The sequence below is a fragment of the Peribacillus asahii genome (assembly GCF_004006295.1).
Classification (GTDB): domain Bacteria; phylum Bacillota; class Bacilli; order Bacillales; family DSM-1321; genus Peribacillus; species Peribacillus asahii_A.
This window is the reverse complement of the sequence record NZ_CP026095.1, coordinates 186,483-202,500: the sequence shown is the minus strand read 5'-3', so window position 1 is coordinate 202,500 and position 16,018 is coordinate 186,483. Positions and strand designations below refer to the sequence as shown.

The 16,018-nt window shown below is 39.6% G+C and carries 14 protein-coding genes and 1 rRNA gene (1 of these 15 running past the window's edge); 4 read left to right on the top strand and 11 right to left on the bottom strand.

Annotated elements, in window-relative coordinates; translation table 11 throughout:
- From BAOM_RS01110 to BAOM_RS01100, 3 genes are all read right to left on the bottom strand, one after another.
- Positions 1-1,316: ribosomal RNA gene (locus BAOM_RS01110) — 16S ribosomal RNA — on the bottom strand; it reaches 234 nt to the left of the window's first position.
- A 414-nt stretch (positions 1,317-1,730) separates the two neighbouring features.
- Positions 1,731-2,504, bottom strand: coding sequence for a YqcI/YcgG family protein (locus BAOM_RS01105; RefSeq protein ID WP_127758722.1), 774 nt, complete (start codon positions 2,502-2,504; stop codon positions 1,731-1,733).
- A gap of 49 nt (positions 2,505-2,553) precedes the next feature.
- Positions 2,554-3,777 (bottom strand): YbfB/YjiJ family MFS transporter, encoded by a 1,224-nt coding sequence (locus BAOM_RS01100; protein ID WP_127758721.1) that lies wholly within the window; start codon positions 3,775-3,777, stop codon positions 2,554-2,556.
- Positions 3,778-4,069: 292 nt separating this feature from the next.
- Here BAOM_RS01100 and BAOM_RS01095 point away from each other — a divergent pair, with 292 nt between their 5' ends.
- Positions 4,070-4,627: a hypothetical protein gene (locus BAOM_RS01095; protein ID WP_127758720.1), complete on the top strand. Its 558-nt coding sequence runs from the start codon at positions 4,070-4,072 to the stop codon at positions 4,625-4,627.
- Between the two features lie 32 nt (positions 4,628-4,659).
- Here BAOM_RS01095 and BAOM_RS01090 read toward each other — a convergent pair whose 3' ends face one another.
- The 3 genes from BAOM_RS01090 to BAOM_RS01080 are packed head-to-tail and all read right to left on the bottom strand — an operon-like array spanning position 4,660 to position 6,713.
- Complete coding sequence (locus BAOM_RS01090; RefSeq protein ID WP_127758719.1) at positions 4,660-5,136, bottom strand: (2Fe-2S)-binding protein; 477 nt, start codon at positions 5,134-5,136, stop codon at positions 4,660-4,662.
- Entirely contained in the window at positions 5,129-5,974 is an 846-nt protein-coding gene (locus BAOM_RS01085) for an FAD binding domain-containing protein (protein WP_127758718.1), read from the bottom strand. Before BAOM_RS01085 ends, BAOM_RS01090 begins: the two co-directional genes overlap by 8 nt.
- A gap of 1 nt (position 5,975) precedes the next feature.
- A complete protein-coding gene (locus BAOM_RS01080) occupies positions 5,976-6,713 on the bottom strand; it encodes a xanthine dehydrogenase family protein molybdopterin-binding subunit (RefSeq protein WP_127758717.1) in 738 nt (245 codons plus the stop codon).
- A 245-nt stretch (positions 6,714-6,958) separates the two neighbouring features.
- Between BAOM_RS01080 and BAOM_RS01075 the strand changes: the two genes are divergently transcribed.
- On the top strand, positions 6,959-8,113 hold the full coding sequence (locus BAOM_RS01075) for an MFS transporter (RefSeq protein ID WP_127758716.1): 1,155 nt from the start codon (positions 6,959-6,961) through the stop codon (positions 8,111-8,113).
- 61 nt (positions 8,114-8,174) lie between these two features.
- Here the strand turns inward: BAOM_RS01075 and BAOM_RS24785 are convergent, their stop codons facing one another.
- The 5 genes from BAOM_RS24785 to BAOM_RS01055 form a co-directional block, all read right to left on the bottom strand.
- A complete protein-coding gene (locus BAOM_RS24785) occupies positions 8,175-8,309 on the bottom strand; it encodes a hypothetical protein (protein WP_257467548.1) in 135 nt (44 codons plus the stop codon).
- Between the two features lie 354 nt (positions 8,310-8,663).
- The gene (locus BAOM_RS01070; RefSeq protein ID WP_127758715.1) at positions 8,664-9,338 is read right to left on the bottom strand and encodes a response regulator transcription factor; all 675 of its coding nucleotides are present in this window, start codon (positions 9,336-9,338) and stop codon (positions 8,664-8,666) included.
- Positions 9,339-9,340: 2 nt separating this feature from the next.
- A complete protein-coding gene (locus BAOM_RS01065) occupies positions 9,341-10,513 on the bottom strand; it encodes a sensor histidine kinase (RefSeq protein WP_127758714.1) in 1,173 nt (390 codons plus the stop codon).
- 85 nt (positions 10,514-10,598) lie between these two features.
- Entirely contained in the window at positions 10,599-11,729 is a 1,131-nt protein-coding gene (locus BAOM_RS01060; protein WP_127758713.1) for a serine hydrolase domain-containing protein, read from the bottom strand.
- A gap of 40 nt (positions 11,730-11,769) precedes the next feature.
- Positions 11,770-12,105: a hypothetical protein gene (locus BAOM_RS01055; protein WP_127758712.1), complete on the bottom strand. Its 336-nt coding sequence runs from the start codon at positions 12,103-12,105 to the stop codon at positions 11,770-11,772.
- Between the two features lie 249 nt (positions 12,106-12,354).
- On the opposite strand from BAOM_RS01055, the gene BAOM_RS01050 reads away from it, so the two are divergent.
- Together BAOM_RS01050 and BAOM_RS01045 are read left to right on the top strand one after the other, a co-directional pair.
- Positions 12,355-13,347, top strand: coding sequence for a LacI family DNA-binding transcriptional regulator (locus tag BAOM_RS01050; protein WP_127758711.1), 993 nt, complete (start codon positions 12,355-12,357; stop codon positions 13,345-13,347).
- Positions 13,348-14,107: 760 nt separating this feature from the next.
- Positions 14,108-15,871: an ABC transporter ATP-binding protein gene (locus BAOM_RS01045; RefSeq protein ID WP_127758710.1), complete on the top strand. Its 1,764-nt coding sequence runs from the start codon at positions 14,108-14,110 to the stop codon at positions 15,869-15,871.
- Positions 15,872-16,018 lie beyond the last annotated feature (147 nt).

Genomic DNA, 16,018 nt, shown 5'->3' with positions numbered 1-16,018 from the left:
AATCCGAACTGAGAATGGCTTTATGAGATTCGCTTACCCTCGCGGGTTCGCAGCTCTTTGTACCATCCATTGTAGCACGTGTGTAGCCCAGGTCATAAGGGGCATGATGATTTGACGTCATCCCCACCTTCCTCCGGTTTGTCACCGGCAGTCACCTTAGAGTGCCCAACTGAATGCTGGCAACTAAGATCAAGGGTTGCGCTCGTTGCGGGACTTAACCCAACATCTCACGACACGAGCTGACGACAACCATGCACCACCTGTCACTCTGTCCCCCGAAGGGGAACGCCCTATCTCTAGGGTTGGCAGAGGATGTCAAGACCTGGTAAGGTTCTTCGCGTTGCTTCGAATTAAACCACATGCTCCACCGCTTGTGCGGGCCCCCGTCAATTCCTTTGAGTTTCAGCCTTGCGGCCGTACTCCCCAGGCGGAGTGCTTAATGCGTTAGCTGCAGCACTAAAGGGCGGAAACCCTCTAACACTTAGCACTCATCGTTTACGGCGTGGACTACCAGGGTATCTAATCCTGTTTGCTCCCCACGCTTTCGCGCCTCAGCGTCAGTTACAGACCAGAGAGTCGCCTTCGCCACTGGTGTTCCTCCACATCTCTACGCATTTCACCGCTACACGTGGAATTCCACTCTCCTCTTCTGCACTCAAGTCCCCCAGTTTCCAATGACCCTCCACGGTTGAGCCGTGGGCTTTCACATCAGACTTAAAGGACCGCCTGCGCGCGCTTTACGCCCAATAATTCCGGACAACGCTTGCCACCTACGTATTACCGCGGCTGCTGGCACGTAGTTAGCCGTGGCTTTCTGGTTAGGTACCGTCAAGGTACGAGCAGTTACTCTCGTACTTGTTCTTCCCTAACAACAGAGCTTTACGACCCGAAGGCCTTCTTCGCTCACGCGGCGTTGCTCCGTCAGACTTTCGTCCATTGCGGAAGATTCCCTACTGCTGCCTCCCGTAGGAGTCTGGGCCGTGTCTCAGTCCCAGTGTGGCCGATCACCCTCTCAGGTCGGCTACGCATCGTCGCCTTGGTGAGCCGTTACCTCACCAACTAGCTAATGCGCCGCGGGTCCATCTGTAAGTGATAGCCGAAACCATCTTTCCATCTTCTCTCATGCGAGAAAAGAAACTATCCGGTATTAGCTCCGGTTTCCCGAAGTTATCCCAGTCTTACAGGCAGGTTACCCACGTGTTACTCACCCGTCCGCCGCTAATCTCAGGGAGCAAGCTCCCATTGATTCGCTCGACTTGCATGTATTAGGCACGCCGCCAGCGTTCGTCCTGAGCCAGGATCAAACTCTCCGATAGAATTTGACTTGCTCATGTTGCACTTTTTTATAGTGTGTGCTCACTTAAAAATTAACGTTGGCGTTTCTGTTTTGTTTAGTTTTCAAAGAACTAGTTTTTTCTGCTGACAAGAATTGATTATACGCCCCTATTTTTAATTCGTCAATTGTTTTTTTGAAATATTTTTCTCAAAATTAGTGACAGAGAAAAATAGAATGATCGACACCATTTCCAACTACATCAAAGAGTAAGTAGTAAGTTAACTTTCAATATATAAACCTGTCCAACAGATCTTATATTAAATCCATGTAAGAAAGATTTTAAAATATATTCAAGAGCAAACCTTTCTAACAAACTTCTTGCAAAATATAAAGAAAATTGCCCTTCATCTCACCAAAAGGGAGACTAAAGGACAATGTGAAAAAGTCTTTCTCTTCATTCCATGATTTCCCAGCCTCTTATCTTAGAATCAAGTGAACTACTTAGTTTATGAGTAAATGGGCACTTTCCTTCAATTGGCTCAATATCATCTCCAATAAAATATTGCTTCCATTCTCGATGATTTGGGTCACCATAATGACTAATGTTTGGATGCTTCGGTAAGCGGTCCCATTTTTTAACACGTTCTCTTACTTTTTCTCGAGACATACTTCCCCCAATAGTTGTCCCTTCTAATCCTTCAAAAATCCGTCTTGGCTGAAAACCTAACACAAGGCTATTCCCCAAATCCCTAGTCTTGCGCTGCTTATACGCAGGTGTATTTCCAAACACAAAAAACGGTTCTCCTGCAAAGGAAAAAGCCCATAAATGATGTTCTGGGTCTGTTGGATAATCCGCTGGCCAAGGCTTCGTGTCTTGCTCATGTAAATATTGAAGAACATTCCAAAAATACTGCCGATAATATAGAATCGATTTTTCCTCTTTCTCAGGCTCTATAAACAAAAACAACCCATGCCTTATAAGCGGTTTTGATTCATCAAACAAAGAAATAAACGCCTCGATTGTTTGTGGCAGATGAGACCAATCATTATGACTAATATAAGAATAACGAAGTTCACCCTTCAGCTCCGCCGACATCCCAAAATAGCAAGGAAACGATCGATCTGTCACAACCCTTTGAAAGTTAAGATATTCTCTCATAACCCATGCTGGCATCCCCGGATTCAGCACGTCCTCTTTCTGAAATAAATAGTTATCCTTTACTGTCATGAACTTCACCTCAATGCTATACATATAGCATTGAGGGACAAAATATGAATCACCCTCCCACAGAGTCATCCACTTTTTGAAGATTCATCTGCTCTTCAGCTGCTTTCTTCTGTAATTGTGTAGCTAGAATAAAAGCAGTAAATAAAAGCCCGCAGCAGAGAAGTAAAGCTGAAGGAATTCCTCCTATATGGTCAATCATCCAGCCGCCAAGACCCGGTCCAGCTAATTGCCCTACCGCAAAGAAAACCGTCGTATATCCTAGCGCAATCGGTGCATAAGAATGGTGAATCTGCTCTGTCGAAAGTGCTTGAATAAGTGAAAGCATGCCCACAACCGTTACGCCCCAAAGGAATTGGCTTACAACAAACCCAATTTGTATAGGAAATAAAATCGGAATAAGCATCGAACCAGCCCCTAGGAAAAGGGTAATAAGTAGAGATTTCTTTCGCCCGATTCTATCTGAAATCGTTCCCCACAACGGCCCGCTAAAAATAGACATAATCCCACCAAAAGCCATGATTCTTCCAGCTGAATATCGATCAACATTAGACTCTAAAAAATAACTAAAAAGAAAGCTTTGTGGAATCAAATAAGCAAATCCAATCAATCCGTAAATAATGGCCACTAGCAAAACACCCTTATGCAGGTACACTTCCCGAAGAAGCGAATCATTGTGCTGCCCCTTTTTACGTAAAGGAATAGGCGGATCTCGAAGGATAGCCTGAGCCACAAGAACAACTACTAGAGAAAGTATTCCGTACAAAAGCCAAAGATACCGCCAGCCGTTTTCCGAAAACCATGTAGTAAAGAATGGAATAAGCGTACTCGAAATTAAAGTTCCTAATCCCAATCCACTAACGAGAAAACCAATCATCATTCCTCTTTGCTTCGGGAACCAACCAACAACAATATTTACAAGTGGTGTGTAGGTGAAAGCCGTACCAACTCCAATCATTGCCATTGCCACTAGACAAGAAATAAAACTCGTAACCCAAGACAAATACAACAAACCAATCGCCACAAGGAACGTCCCCCAAACAACTAAACGCTTCGAGCCCCATTTTGAAGCAAGGATACCCGCAAAAAGAACCATTCCTAAATATCCAATCGAAGTGGCTGTCCCTAACATACCTGCCTGTTCATACGTCAGTGATAAATTTTCCTTCATAAAAGGCATGAGAATCCCGAACGACATTCTTGCAAAACCGAGAGTACTAATTGTCACCATCATACTCGCAAAAGCATACCACCAAATCCGCTGTTCCTGACCCATCCCTTCACACTCCTGCTTTCATATTCTATTCATTGTTCATTTATTGAGCTTCCTTTAGTCATCATTTCGAACTCCAAAACAGGAAACGCTTACACTGTTATTTCTCTCCTGCCTAAATAATCTCCTTTCTTTTTGTAATTTTTTGTATTTTTATATCATTTTCAAAAGAGTCTAATCCTTTCTTCCTTAGTATGATTCAGACCAAGACAGGTATAAATCAAGTTGTTATAACTAATAGGGAGAACATAGAATAAATAGAAACATAATCTTTTTTTTAGAGGAGGTGAGTTCCATGCCAACAATCGAGGGCGGGGTGAAGTATCTTTTACGCGGTTTGGTGTTTATCGTTTATTTTCCTATTCAACTTCTTCTTCGTTTGATCTATTTTCTCTGGTTTTACTTCATGATTAAGCCGCTTACTTGGATTTGGGAAAAAATCTTTTTACCTATCTTTCAATTAATCTCAGATTATTTGCTCTATCCTTTTTGGAAATACATGATTCGTCGCCCTATTCAGTGGGTATGGCGCCAAGTACTCTTCCCTATTATTAGAGAAGTTCTTTTGCCACTTTGTCGCTTTTGTTGGAATTATCTTATTTATCCATTTGTATACTATGTCATTTACTATCCTTTATATTTTTTATGGAAGCATATACTTCTTTGGTTTTATAAAGAAATCCTCCTTTCGGTCTTACGCTTCAGTGAAGTCATTATGAAGTGGGTGTGGCTTTATATTATTTATCGTCCTCTACACTTTCTATGGATGAAGTGTGTTTATCCACCAATTAAATGGCTGTATTCCGAGATTATAAAACCGACCATCCAGTGGTTTCGAAAGATTTTCTCTTAAAATGATGCACACGGCTTAAGCCGTGCGCATCATTAATTACCGCCTTGTTTCAACACAGAAGTCACCGCTTTTTCAATCTCTTGATAACTTGTGCAGCGACAAATGTTAGAGGATAGCCATTGTTTAATCGTTTCCGAATCAGGAGCAGGATGCTGTAACAATAAGGCCTGACAGTTCATAATAAAGCCCGGGGTGCAGTATCCGCACTGAAAGGCGAAATGCTCGATAAAAGCTTTTTGAATCGGTGAATGAATAAGGCCTTCAATTGTTGAAATATCCGTACCAACAGCCTCAATGGCTAAAACTAAACAAGACTTCATCGGTTTTTGATTCATCATCACCGTACAGGCACCACAATCTCCATTTAAACAACCTGGCTTCGCACCAGTTAAGCCTAATTTTTCACGTAAAACATGCAGTAACAAATTAGAAGCATAAATGTCGGCTTCGTACACTTCTCCATTTACTTTCAATTCAACCGTCCATCGTTTCGGCTTATGTTTACTCATGCACACCCCCGCTTTCAAAATGCTTCAAAAAATCTACTAATGTATTTTTCAAAACAAATAATCGATATTCTTCTGATCCTTCCATATCGTTTAAAATAGGCTTAGGTAAATAGTGGAAAGATTTTAGCACACGCTCTTCATACGTCATCCTTGCATCATTAAGAACTTGCTCCATTTCGTCTGAACGAAATGGGAAAGCGCAAACACCACTGAAAGCAAACCGGAGAAAATTGTCTTTTTTCAAAGAAGCTACTGTTATAAGAGGGTAGCCCGTTTCCCATTGCTGCCTTTTCTTCACACTAAGAAAAGGAGCATCGATATACGCTTTCTCGGTAATAATTTGTACAAGAAACTCCCCTGGCTCCAAGGTTAACTCTTGATGGAACATTGTGCGTATCGGCACCCTTCTAACGCCCTTTCTCCCGCCAACTATGACGTCACTTTCCGCTAGGAGAAAAGGCAATACTGCTTCCCGATAAAAAATTTGTCCGCAAACATTCCCTCCAAGCGTAATTTTGTTTCTTGACGTATAATCCGCCACCTCACTTGCGGTTTGTGCTAACAATGGAAAATGGGGTTCCTCTTCCAATATAGAAAGCGGTAAAACCGCTCCTGCTATTAGCTCATTCTTTTTAAATCCCCATCTCTTACACTCAGGAATTCCTTTTATATCAATGACCGCATCCGTATAAACGAGATTTAAGCGCCCAAGGGTAATGATTTCCGTACCACCTGAAAAATATTTTGGTTTTCTACCTTCAGAAGCTAGACGATGATAAAGCTCTGCTGCCTCCTTGATTGATGTTGGTTTATAGTAGTCAAAATCGTAAGAAATCAATTCACCTCTCTCCCTTCACACTTTTCCAAATTAATCCAGGAAGCAATGGCAATTGATTTAAAGGCACTCCTGCCGCCAAAGATAAACTATTAGCAAGGGCTGCCGGCATCCCAATGAGTCCATGCTCACCAATACGTCCTAACGCACACCTGGTCTCCATAGCTGCATGATCAGATGGTCTAAATGAGAAACTTTCCTCAACGATAACCTCACTTTCCTTCCACCCCTTCTCTTTATCACCCTTTCTTATTTTCAAGCGGTTCGCAATATTCGTTCCAGGCACTGGATTAACTTCTCCTATTTTTATATACTGTCCTAGCTGTTCATGCAGAAGCGGTGCGTCTGAATTTAGAGCCTCGGTAGGTGACTGAATAACAGGAAGAGCCTCATATGTAATCTCAATTAAGTTTGCCGCAAATTTAGCGTGTTTCAGTGTATCTGCCACAACAAGAGCTACTACCTCTCCATGATAGCGGACTCTGTCATGGGCAATCGGATAGCGGTCTCGAATTTCTTCACCTGTTAACGGTAAATTCCCTCCCGTAATAACAGCACGTACTCCCGGAGCTTTTTTTGCCTTTGATACCTCTATTTTTTTTATTAATGCATGCCCATATGGACTTATTACTTTTTGTACATGCAATGGATTAGCCTGTTGTAGATCACTTGTGTATTTAGCCTGCCCCGTGACCTTTTCCCACGTATCTTTTCGAATCACACTTTTCCCGATGATTTCCATACAGACCCCCTCATACACTTAATTCATGTACTCATTAAGTGTATGAACAAAGAAATGAAAAATGTTTAATGCTTCCTATTTTAATTGAATAGCTTTACTGCACAAATGGGCCCAAAACCAACAGAGGCATATAACAGAGTCAAATTAGTAGAAAAACCGCCTAATAGGATTCATAAATCCTTCCTTGACAAACCTTTATTGAAAACAAAGAATAGAAGCAAGATAACTAAATGGAGGCGGCATGTATGCGTAGTTTTGTTTATCTCATTGTTTTTTTCTCATTTTTCGACTTATTTACTCAGCTGCCGATTATGAGTCCTTTTGCGGAATCACTTGGTGCAACTCCGTTTTTAACAGGGTTGGCTGTCGGTATGTATTCTTTTTCAAATACGATTGGTAACGTGATATCTGGATTTTTGACAGATAAGAAAGGGCCTTTTCGCATTTTATTAACAGGATTACTATTAACGGGTATTTCCCTCTTCTTATACCGTTTTGCAGGAGGGGCTTGGTCATTACTTGCCATCCGCTTTTTACACGGTTTACTGGCCGGGTTGATTGTACCTGCGGCTTTCACTTATTTAGCTAATTCCGCTTCAGAAGATAAAAAAGGAAAAGGGGCAGCGATTTCGGGTGCTTTTGTTGGTATGGCCGCTATTATCGGCCCTGCTTTTAGTGGAATTGTTGCCAGCAAAACGAGTGAAATAACGGTGTTAACGATTACAGCGATTTCAATGTTTCTTTTAGGTGTACTTGCTCTCTTCCTTCTGCGTAACAATGTAAAAACAAATTCTGAAGCAGAGCAAAAAGAATCGATAACAATCTATGCTTTCTTTCAAAATCCCAATATTGTTAAAGCATTTATCGGAGCATTCCTCCTGATGTTTTCACAAGGTGCCCTCGCCTATATGTTACCATTAAAAGTGATTGGTCTCGGGTATGATACTCAAACGAGCGGCCTCTTGTTAAGTACATTTGGCATAGTGGCGATTCTTGTTTTCCTTCTGCCTACTAATATCGTTTTTGATCGGATTAAGCCGATGTTTACACTAGCATTTGGTATGACTGTTATGGGGCTTAGTCTTCTCTTGCTGAGTCAAATGGTTAGTCTACCATCTTTATATGTATGTATGGCTCTATATGGCATCGGATTTGCTTTTTTATTCCCATCTATCAATTCTTTACTCGTTCATGCAGTTGAACCCGCTCATCGCGGCAAAGCCTATGGATATTTTTATGCCTTTTTCTCTTTAGGCGTTGTAGCCGGCTCTGGACTAACAGGATTACTGGGATTCACAGACGTAGGAGGCTTCCTTTTTACAGGTTCGTTGTTAATTATCGCAGCGGCAGGCAGCCTTTTAAAAGAACCACCGACTATGAAAGAAAGACAGGTTCATTAATAAAAACGAGTGTCAGAAATTAAAAAACGCCCGCAGCTATTCATTAGCTGCGGGCTAAGCATTATTTTGTATAAGATAATACGGCGTTTTTTACGGCATTTTTATCGAAACGTTGAAGGGCTTGGATTGCTTCCCCTTTATTTGTATATTCAAAAACACGAACATCTTTTTGTTCAAATACTGTAATAACCCACATTGTAAAACCCTCCATCATTTTATTTTTTGTAATATAACAATCGCTGCAAATGCGATGTTTTTATCAATCTGTTATATAATAACTTCTTGACTCTTATTCTACTCCGATTTTTTCAAAAAGAAAGTACTAAGTGACATAGTTCACAAACTATTCATATTTAAAACGCTTCCATTAAAAAATTGCAGAAACAACGAATTTAGAGCTTTACAATGTAAAGCTTCGACCGCTATCACAAAAAAGGAGCCGTCAACTTGTATAAAGGCCCATAAAAAAACGAGTATATAATCGTGTGCGATTTCATACTCGTTTTCATCTATTTCTCTATTTATCCTTTGATAGCCTTACTTTCTCCACTTAAATAAGCCCTTCATTTTTCGCTTTATCAGCTGCTTCTCTCCGCCCTTTAACCTCTAGCTTCGCATAAATATTTGAAATATAATTTTTCACCGTTCCGCCGCTTAAAAATAAGCGTTCAGATATTTCATTATTCCTTAAGCCTTTTGCCAGAAGCTTTAATACCTCTACTTCACGTTCGCTTAAACCATACGTTTGAATGAGATGTTGCATTCGCTCCTCGTTATTTATAAAAGTTTCTTCCTCTTTCTTTTGAACTTGGTTATGGATAAGACTAGCCGCCATTTCTTTTGTAATAAGCGTGCCACCTGAATGAACTAATCGAATACTGCTTGCCAAACTTCGAGGATGAAGTGATTTGAGCAAATATCCTTCCGCTCCATTAGCTAATGCTGTGATAACATAATCAACATCTTTGTACGAGGTAAGGATAATAACCCTTATATGCGGCCATGCGTCTTTAATCAATTTCGTCGCACTAACACCATCCATATTCGGCATATTAATATCCATCAAGACAACGTCCGGTACTAGTTTTTCACATAGACGTACCGCCTCTTCCCCATCCTGCGCAAGCCCAACAACTGTAAGCTGCTCTTCCATATTTAATACAATCGATAAGCTCTCCCTTATCAATTCTTGATCATCCGCGATTAATACTTTAATGTCCTCCATTCTCATCCCCTCCGAAATGGAATTTGGCATTTTACCATCGTTCCTTGTTTTTTATTAGAGTCAACTTGTAATTCTCCATTTAATACAGCTAATCGTTCTTTCATAGACGATAATCCAAACCCATACTCCACTTGATCTGTACCAGTCCCATTATCGTGTATCACTAATTCTACTTCATGTTCTAAAAACGATAGAGTAACAATCACTTCTGTTGCATGACCATGTCTTTTTGCATTTGTTAAACCTTCCTGAAGACAGCGTAGGAGGGTCATACGTATCGAATGCTGCAATACATATTCTTCATCTACAATTTTAAAAGTTACGTTTGTATTCGTATATTCAGAAAACTCATCAATAATAGCAGAAAGATTACTCGTTAAAGAAATATCCGTTTCTGTTCCTATTTCATGAATTGTCTCCCTAACCTGATTCAAGCTGCCTGACGCATAATCTCTAAGTTCCTCAATCCTCTTCTTCGCTTCAGACGGATTTGAATCCATTAAATAAGACACAGCATCTAACCCTACAATATAAGAAATGAATGAATGCCCAAGTGTATCGTGTAAATCACGCGCCATTCGATTTCTCTCTTCGACAAGGGTAAGATGCTCAATTTGCCTCGCATATTGAACAAGAGTTTGATTCTGCTCTTCTATAATTCTGTTTAAATTTTCAGTATTTTTATAGGCTTTAATAATCAGGTTAAAACCAAACCCAATCATCAGCAACAACCAATGATTAAAGATAAAGAAATAAGGATTCTCGTCTTCTAATGAAATACCTTGTAAAATAAATTCAATAAAAGGAAAGAAGGCCATAACCGCAATCAACCAATAATAACGCCTCTCCAGATGGAAAGAAACCGTTAAGGCAGCTATAATAAACAAGGCTGTATAGCTATTCGTAGTCTGCATAGCATAAATCGTTAACGATCCATTTAGCAACAACTCTGCAAAACAATAATACATGCTTCTCTTATATACAAGAGGAATCCAATAACAGATAGGCACTATCATCGCTATGACTAACCATGTCAAAACTAAATAAAATTCATCAACCGTGTCCTTTTCCGTATACACATCAACTAAGGCAAATACATAAAAAAACACCCTAAAAGAAAACAATACAATTTCAACAAAAATCGATAGCTTCCTCACACCTTTTAATTTACTCAATAAAACACCTCTAATCCTATTCACCCTAATATCTTCATGGTATGGTTTGAAGGCTCATTTGTCACTTAATCTATGTGAATTTCTATTATTGAAGTCTATGAATAAACCACATTCTTTTATCTAAAATAATTGAAGCTAGTTCATTACTTAGTTCGACATAATTCCATTCTGATCCCTTGTTACTAAAAATAATAATGGTTAAGTCGTTTTCTGGATAACGTATTAATCCTGACCTCAAACCCGGCATGGAACCTCCATGCCAGAATTCCTTTTCATTGAATGAAAGAAAGCTGTCTGCCACATACCATCCATACCCGTACCCCGCAAGACTCGGTACGATATCAATATGAGAAGTCACCATTTTTGACTTTTGCTTCTCAGAAAGCACTCTATCTTTTTCAATAGCCGAAATATACTTAACTAAATCTGCCTTCGTTGAAACTACATCACCGCAAGCAAATAACAAGCTTGGATGAAGATTTTTTATCAACTCTTCGTTTTCATATCCTTTTACCTGTATTTTATCGACATTCCTTTCACTCATAACAAACGTATCATTCATTCCGGCTGGTTTAAAAATGTGGTTTTGTAAATAGGTGCTGTACGCTTCACCAGATACTTGTTCAATTATTTTTCCAAGCAAGTAATAACCCGAGCTAATATACGCATACTTCTCACCAGGATTTGATGTCAACGGCCTATTTTTAAAGCTATTAATAATCTCTTTCTCAGAATAAGCTTTTGTGTAATCTCCCTTAATTTCATCAACTTCCAAAAAGTCAGTAAGCCCTGAGCTATGATTCAATAATTGATGAAGCGTAATTTTATTAGCATTTGGTAACTCTGGCATATAATCTGATAGCAAATCAGAAATAGATAACTTCCCTTGTTCCTCCAATTGTAAAATAGCCACAGCTGTCATCGATTTTGTAATCGACCCTATGGGAAATAGAGTATCATTCTTAAACGGCAGCTTATTTTCTTTATCGGCTAACCCATATGATTGATCAAGAATCACCTTACCTCTATGAAACACAAGCACTGATCCATCAAATTTTTCTTCTTTCGAAAATTCCTCCATATATTCCTTGATCTTACTCTCCTCATTTCCTATTAAATTAGAATGCTTTGTACTCCCAAAAACAAACGCAACAGATAATAAAAGGACAATGGTACTCAAACATGTAATCCCTAAAATCTTAAATACTTTTTTCATGATTTTCCCCCATTTTCTTTTTCACTTATCTAACTAGTCACTAAGGTGCATTGTGCTCCTCTTTAGAAATCCAGCGAAAATATTTCATCAAAGTGCGAAAACTTAACCATGATAGTAATGCACAAATAATCCCCAGAAACATTCCAATTGGTAAACTCACAAGACTAGATCCTTGAACTTCATCCTTTATAATAAATATGTTCTCCATACCAAAAGCTCTTAACAGTCCCAAAATCGGCATCAATAATGTGCATAGTCCAGTGAAAACCCCCATCACCCCTAGGGCAGCTAGTATGACCGCATGACCGAACACCATTATTGAAGAAAAGAAGATTGAGACCATCTGAGAAATTACCCTTCCAATAAGCGCAATCATTTCAACTCCTCCATCACTTTGCTAACTCTATTATGAAAAATAAAAGTCATCTTCTTAAGTGAAGAAAAGTCATATATTTTTATTAAACTAGTCATAAAGCAGTCAAACTTACATTCTTGATTTATAACAAGAAGACACGGAAGGATATATTGTGAAATTATTCACAAAATTGATATAAACTTTTAAACAGACCCTTCTTGCATCTACTAGAATGTTGTATACTCATATTGAAAAAAGGGAGATGACAAAATGAAAAACATTGCCGATATCGCCAAGCTTGCGGGCGTAGCAAAGAGCACCGTCTCTAGGTATTTAAACGGCGGCTCTGTCAGTGAAGTAACAAAAAGAAAAATTGAAGACATCATCGCAGAGACAGGCTATATGCCTAACGCTTTTGCACAAAGTTTAAAAGCAAAGAAAACTAATATTATCGGCATTATTGTTCCACAGCTTGATTCATATGAGACATCCCAAACATTGATTGGAATTGATGAGCAGCTTCGCAAACTAAATTACCTTATGCTCGTTTCTCATACTAACCGTAATTTAAACCGTGAAATTGAAAACATCTATACTCTGGCCAAACAAAAAGTAGCTGGCATTATTTTGCTTGCGACACAAATTACTGATCGACATGTACAAGCAATCTCTGAAATTGATATTCCTGTCCTGTTAGTCGGCCAACATCATGATGAAATACACAGCCTTGTTCACCATGATGAAGAAGCTGGTTACGCAATGGGAAAATACATTATTGAACAAGGTCACCGAAGACTCGCTTTTTTAGGAGTCAGCGAAACAGACATCGCTGTCGGCGTAAAACGGAAAGAAGGCTTTAAACGAGCTACTAGAGACGTCAATAATTGTGAAGTTCGCTATTTTGAAACGAAGGCCAATATGCGTGAAGTAGCAGCGAATGCTTTAGATATTTTCAACGACTTCTTCCCTTCTGCCCTCATTTGCGCAACAGATGAGATTGCAATTGGCGCAGTCAAAGCCGCCTATACGAAAGGAATGCATGTACCAGCTAACTTATCGGTAACCGGCTTTGGTGGATATGAAATAACTGCAATGATGCATCCAGCCTTAACCACTGTCCAATTTTACTTTATTGAAGCTGGAAAAAAAGCTGCCGATCATATTGTCCAACTCGTAAATGGACAAGACATTCCAATGCTGACTTATTCAAACTTTGAAATTATCGCAAGAGAAAGTGTTGATAAACGATTTGCCCCTAGTTAATTAGCACATCCAGCTCTTCCCTCTTTATAAAAACAACATAGCCAACATCAAGCGAAGCTCTGCTTCATTGTCTTAAAAACAAACATCAAGGGGCGTTTTCCGCCCTTTATTGGAACCGGTTCCTTAAAATACCACGTTTTTTCACATTTATCAGGAACCGGTTCCAAATGTTGTATTATCAACGTTTAAACCTGGTTGCTCAACACTAAAAAGATTCTTTTTCAACCTCTTTTAGCAAAGAAACCTCTAGATCTCCGCAAAATACAGGCCGCCCAGCATAGCAAATACCTCTCATTTATAGACATTTCCTTTGGTTGTTTAAATACATTCATAACATCCCACAATCATTAGAGAATCAGCCACTTCCATATTTATTCCACTATAATAAATAAATACCCAACCTTTAGTCGCATCTCTTTATTCCATACATATCTCTGCATAAAATATGCATAAGCAATTCGCACCCTTAACTACCTTTTTATCATTTTTTGTCGAATAACCAGAGAAATTCTAGCCGAATTGTCCACCTGACGTGGAATGTCGATTGGGTGCAATAGCTGTCTGTACTAACACTCCAGAAGGTTTTTTTACACAAATCGCTCTATTTCACTATTCATTAGAGTGGCTTATCCTTGTTATTTTATGTATATTTTAAGATGATAGAAGCAACCTCCCGTTCTATATAGCGTACTTTTCTCGTTAGATCACATCGTCATTAAAGTGGTTATTATCACTAATTATTTAGATAGGAGTCCTTTCTATGAACAATTTAAAACCATTCCTCTCTCTGATTTTATCCACAAAAATCCCGAAGCTTGCCCTAATTATGGGGTTAACAGCAAGTATAATTACTACGCTCGCTGGTCTGATTGTTCCATTGTTAACAAAGAATTTAGTCGATGGCTTTTCGGTATCATCCTTAAGCACACCGCTTATTATCGGAATTGGAGCAGCCTTTATTATCCAAGCTATTATTAGCGGCGTGTCTATTTACTTATTAAGTTTTGTTGGTCAAAAAATGGTTGCTCGGCTGCGTGACCGCATGTGGTTAAAACTCATCCGCTTGCCTGTAAGCTATTTCGATCAACAGTCCAGCGGCGAAATCGTCAGTCGTGTTGTCAATGATACGAGCGTCGTGCGAGCATTAATTTCGGACCATTTCCCACAATTTATCTCAGGGATGATTTCCATTATTGGAGCCGTTATCATCTTATTCGTGATGGATTGGAAAATGACACTGATGATGCTCATTTCCGTTCCGATTACCTTAATAATCATGATTCCGCTTGGGAAGAGAATGGCAAAAATATCAAGAAGCTTACAAGATGAAACAGCGACATTCACGGGCCATATTCAACAAACCTTAAGTGAAATTCGTTTAATGAAAGCATCAAACGCTGAACAAAATGAAGCATCAAAAGGATCAACTGGGATTGAAAAATTGCTCAGCTTCGGATTAAAAGAAGCACGTATTTTTGCTTTAATCATGCCCATTATGTATCTGGTCATCATGGTCGTCATTGTCATGATTATTGGATATGGCGGCATGCGGGTTGCGAACGGGACGATGTCAACAGGATCACTCGTTGCCTTTTTGCTTTATCTATTCCAAATCATTATGCCGATTACATCCTTCGCGATGTTTTTCACACAATTACAAAAAGCAAAAGGCGCTACAGAACGAATTATCGAGATTTTAGAGCTATCATCAGAAGCGGGGCAAGACGGGGCAGATATCGACATTACAGACAAACCAATTACTGTCTCAAATGTCTCATTTGCTTATAATGAAGACGAGCCTGTGCTTCAGAATGTATCTTTTAAAGCACAGCCTGGTGAAATGATTGCTTTTGCGGGGCCAAGCGGCAGTGGAAAAACAACAATGTTTGGATTGCTTGAACGATTTTATGAACCAATCGCAGGTGAAATACGAATTGACCAAATCCCCATTACCGATTTATCACTTCTTTCCTGGCGCAGCCAAATTGGCTATGTTTCTCAAGAAAGTGCGATGATGGCTGGAACGATCCGCAACAATCTCTGTTATGGTTTAAAAGATCCGGAAGCAATATCCGATGAACGTCTATGGGAAGTTGCTAAAATGGCCTATGCCGATCAATTTATCAGCTCCTTTCCAAACGGGTTAGATACTGAGGTTGGCGAGCGAGGAGTCAAACTATCAGGTGGACAAAGGCAACGAATCGCAATCGCACGTGCCTTTCTACGCAACCCTAAAGTTCTGATGATGGATGAAGCAACAGCGAGCCTGGATAGCCAATCTGAACATGTTGTCCAGCAGGCCTTAACTCGTTTAATGGAAGGGCGCACAACCTTCGTCATTGCCCATCGCTTATCCACCATTATCGATGCCGATCAAATCATCTTCATCGAAAAAGGGAAAGTCACAGGCATCGGTACGCATCACGAATTAACCGAAACACATGAATTATATCGGGCATTCGTCGAACAACAATTCGGGGAAGCAAATGAATCTTCGATAAGCGAAGGTCTTACTCCCCACTAAATATAGGGATAAATAAGAAAACACCAAAAAGAGGCACTCTTCTAACAGTGCCTCTTTTGTATAACATGATTATTTCTAATAACGATAAGGTAGGCTTTCTCGTTCGGAAAATTTGTAATACAAAACTCCAATCGAGTGTACATTTTC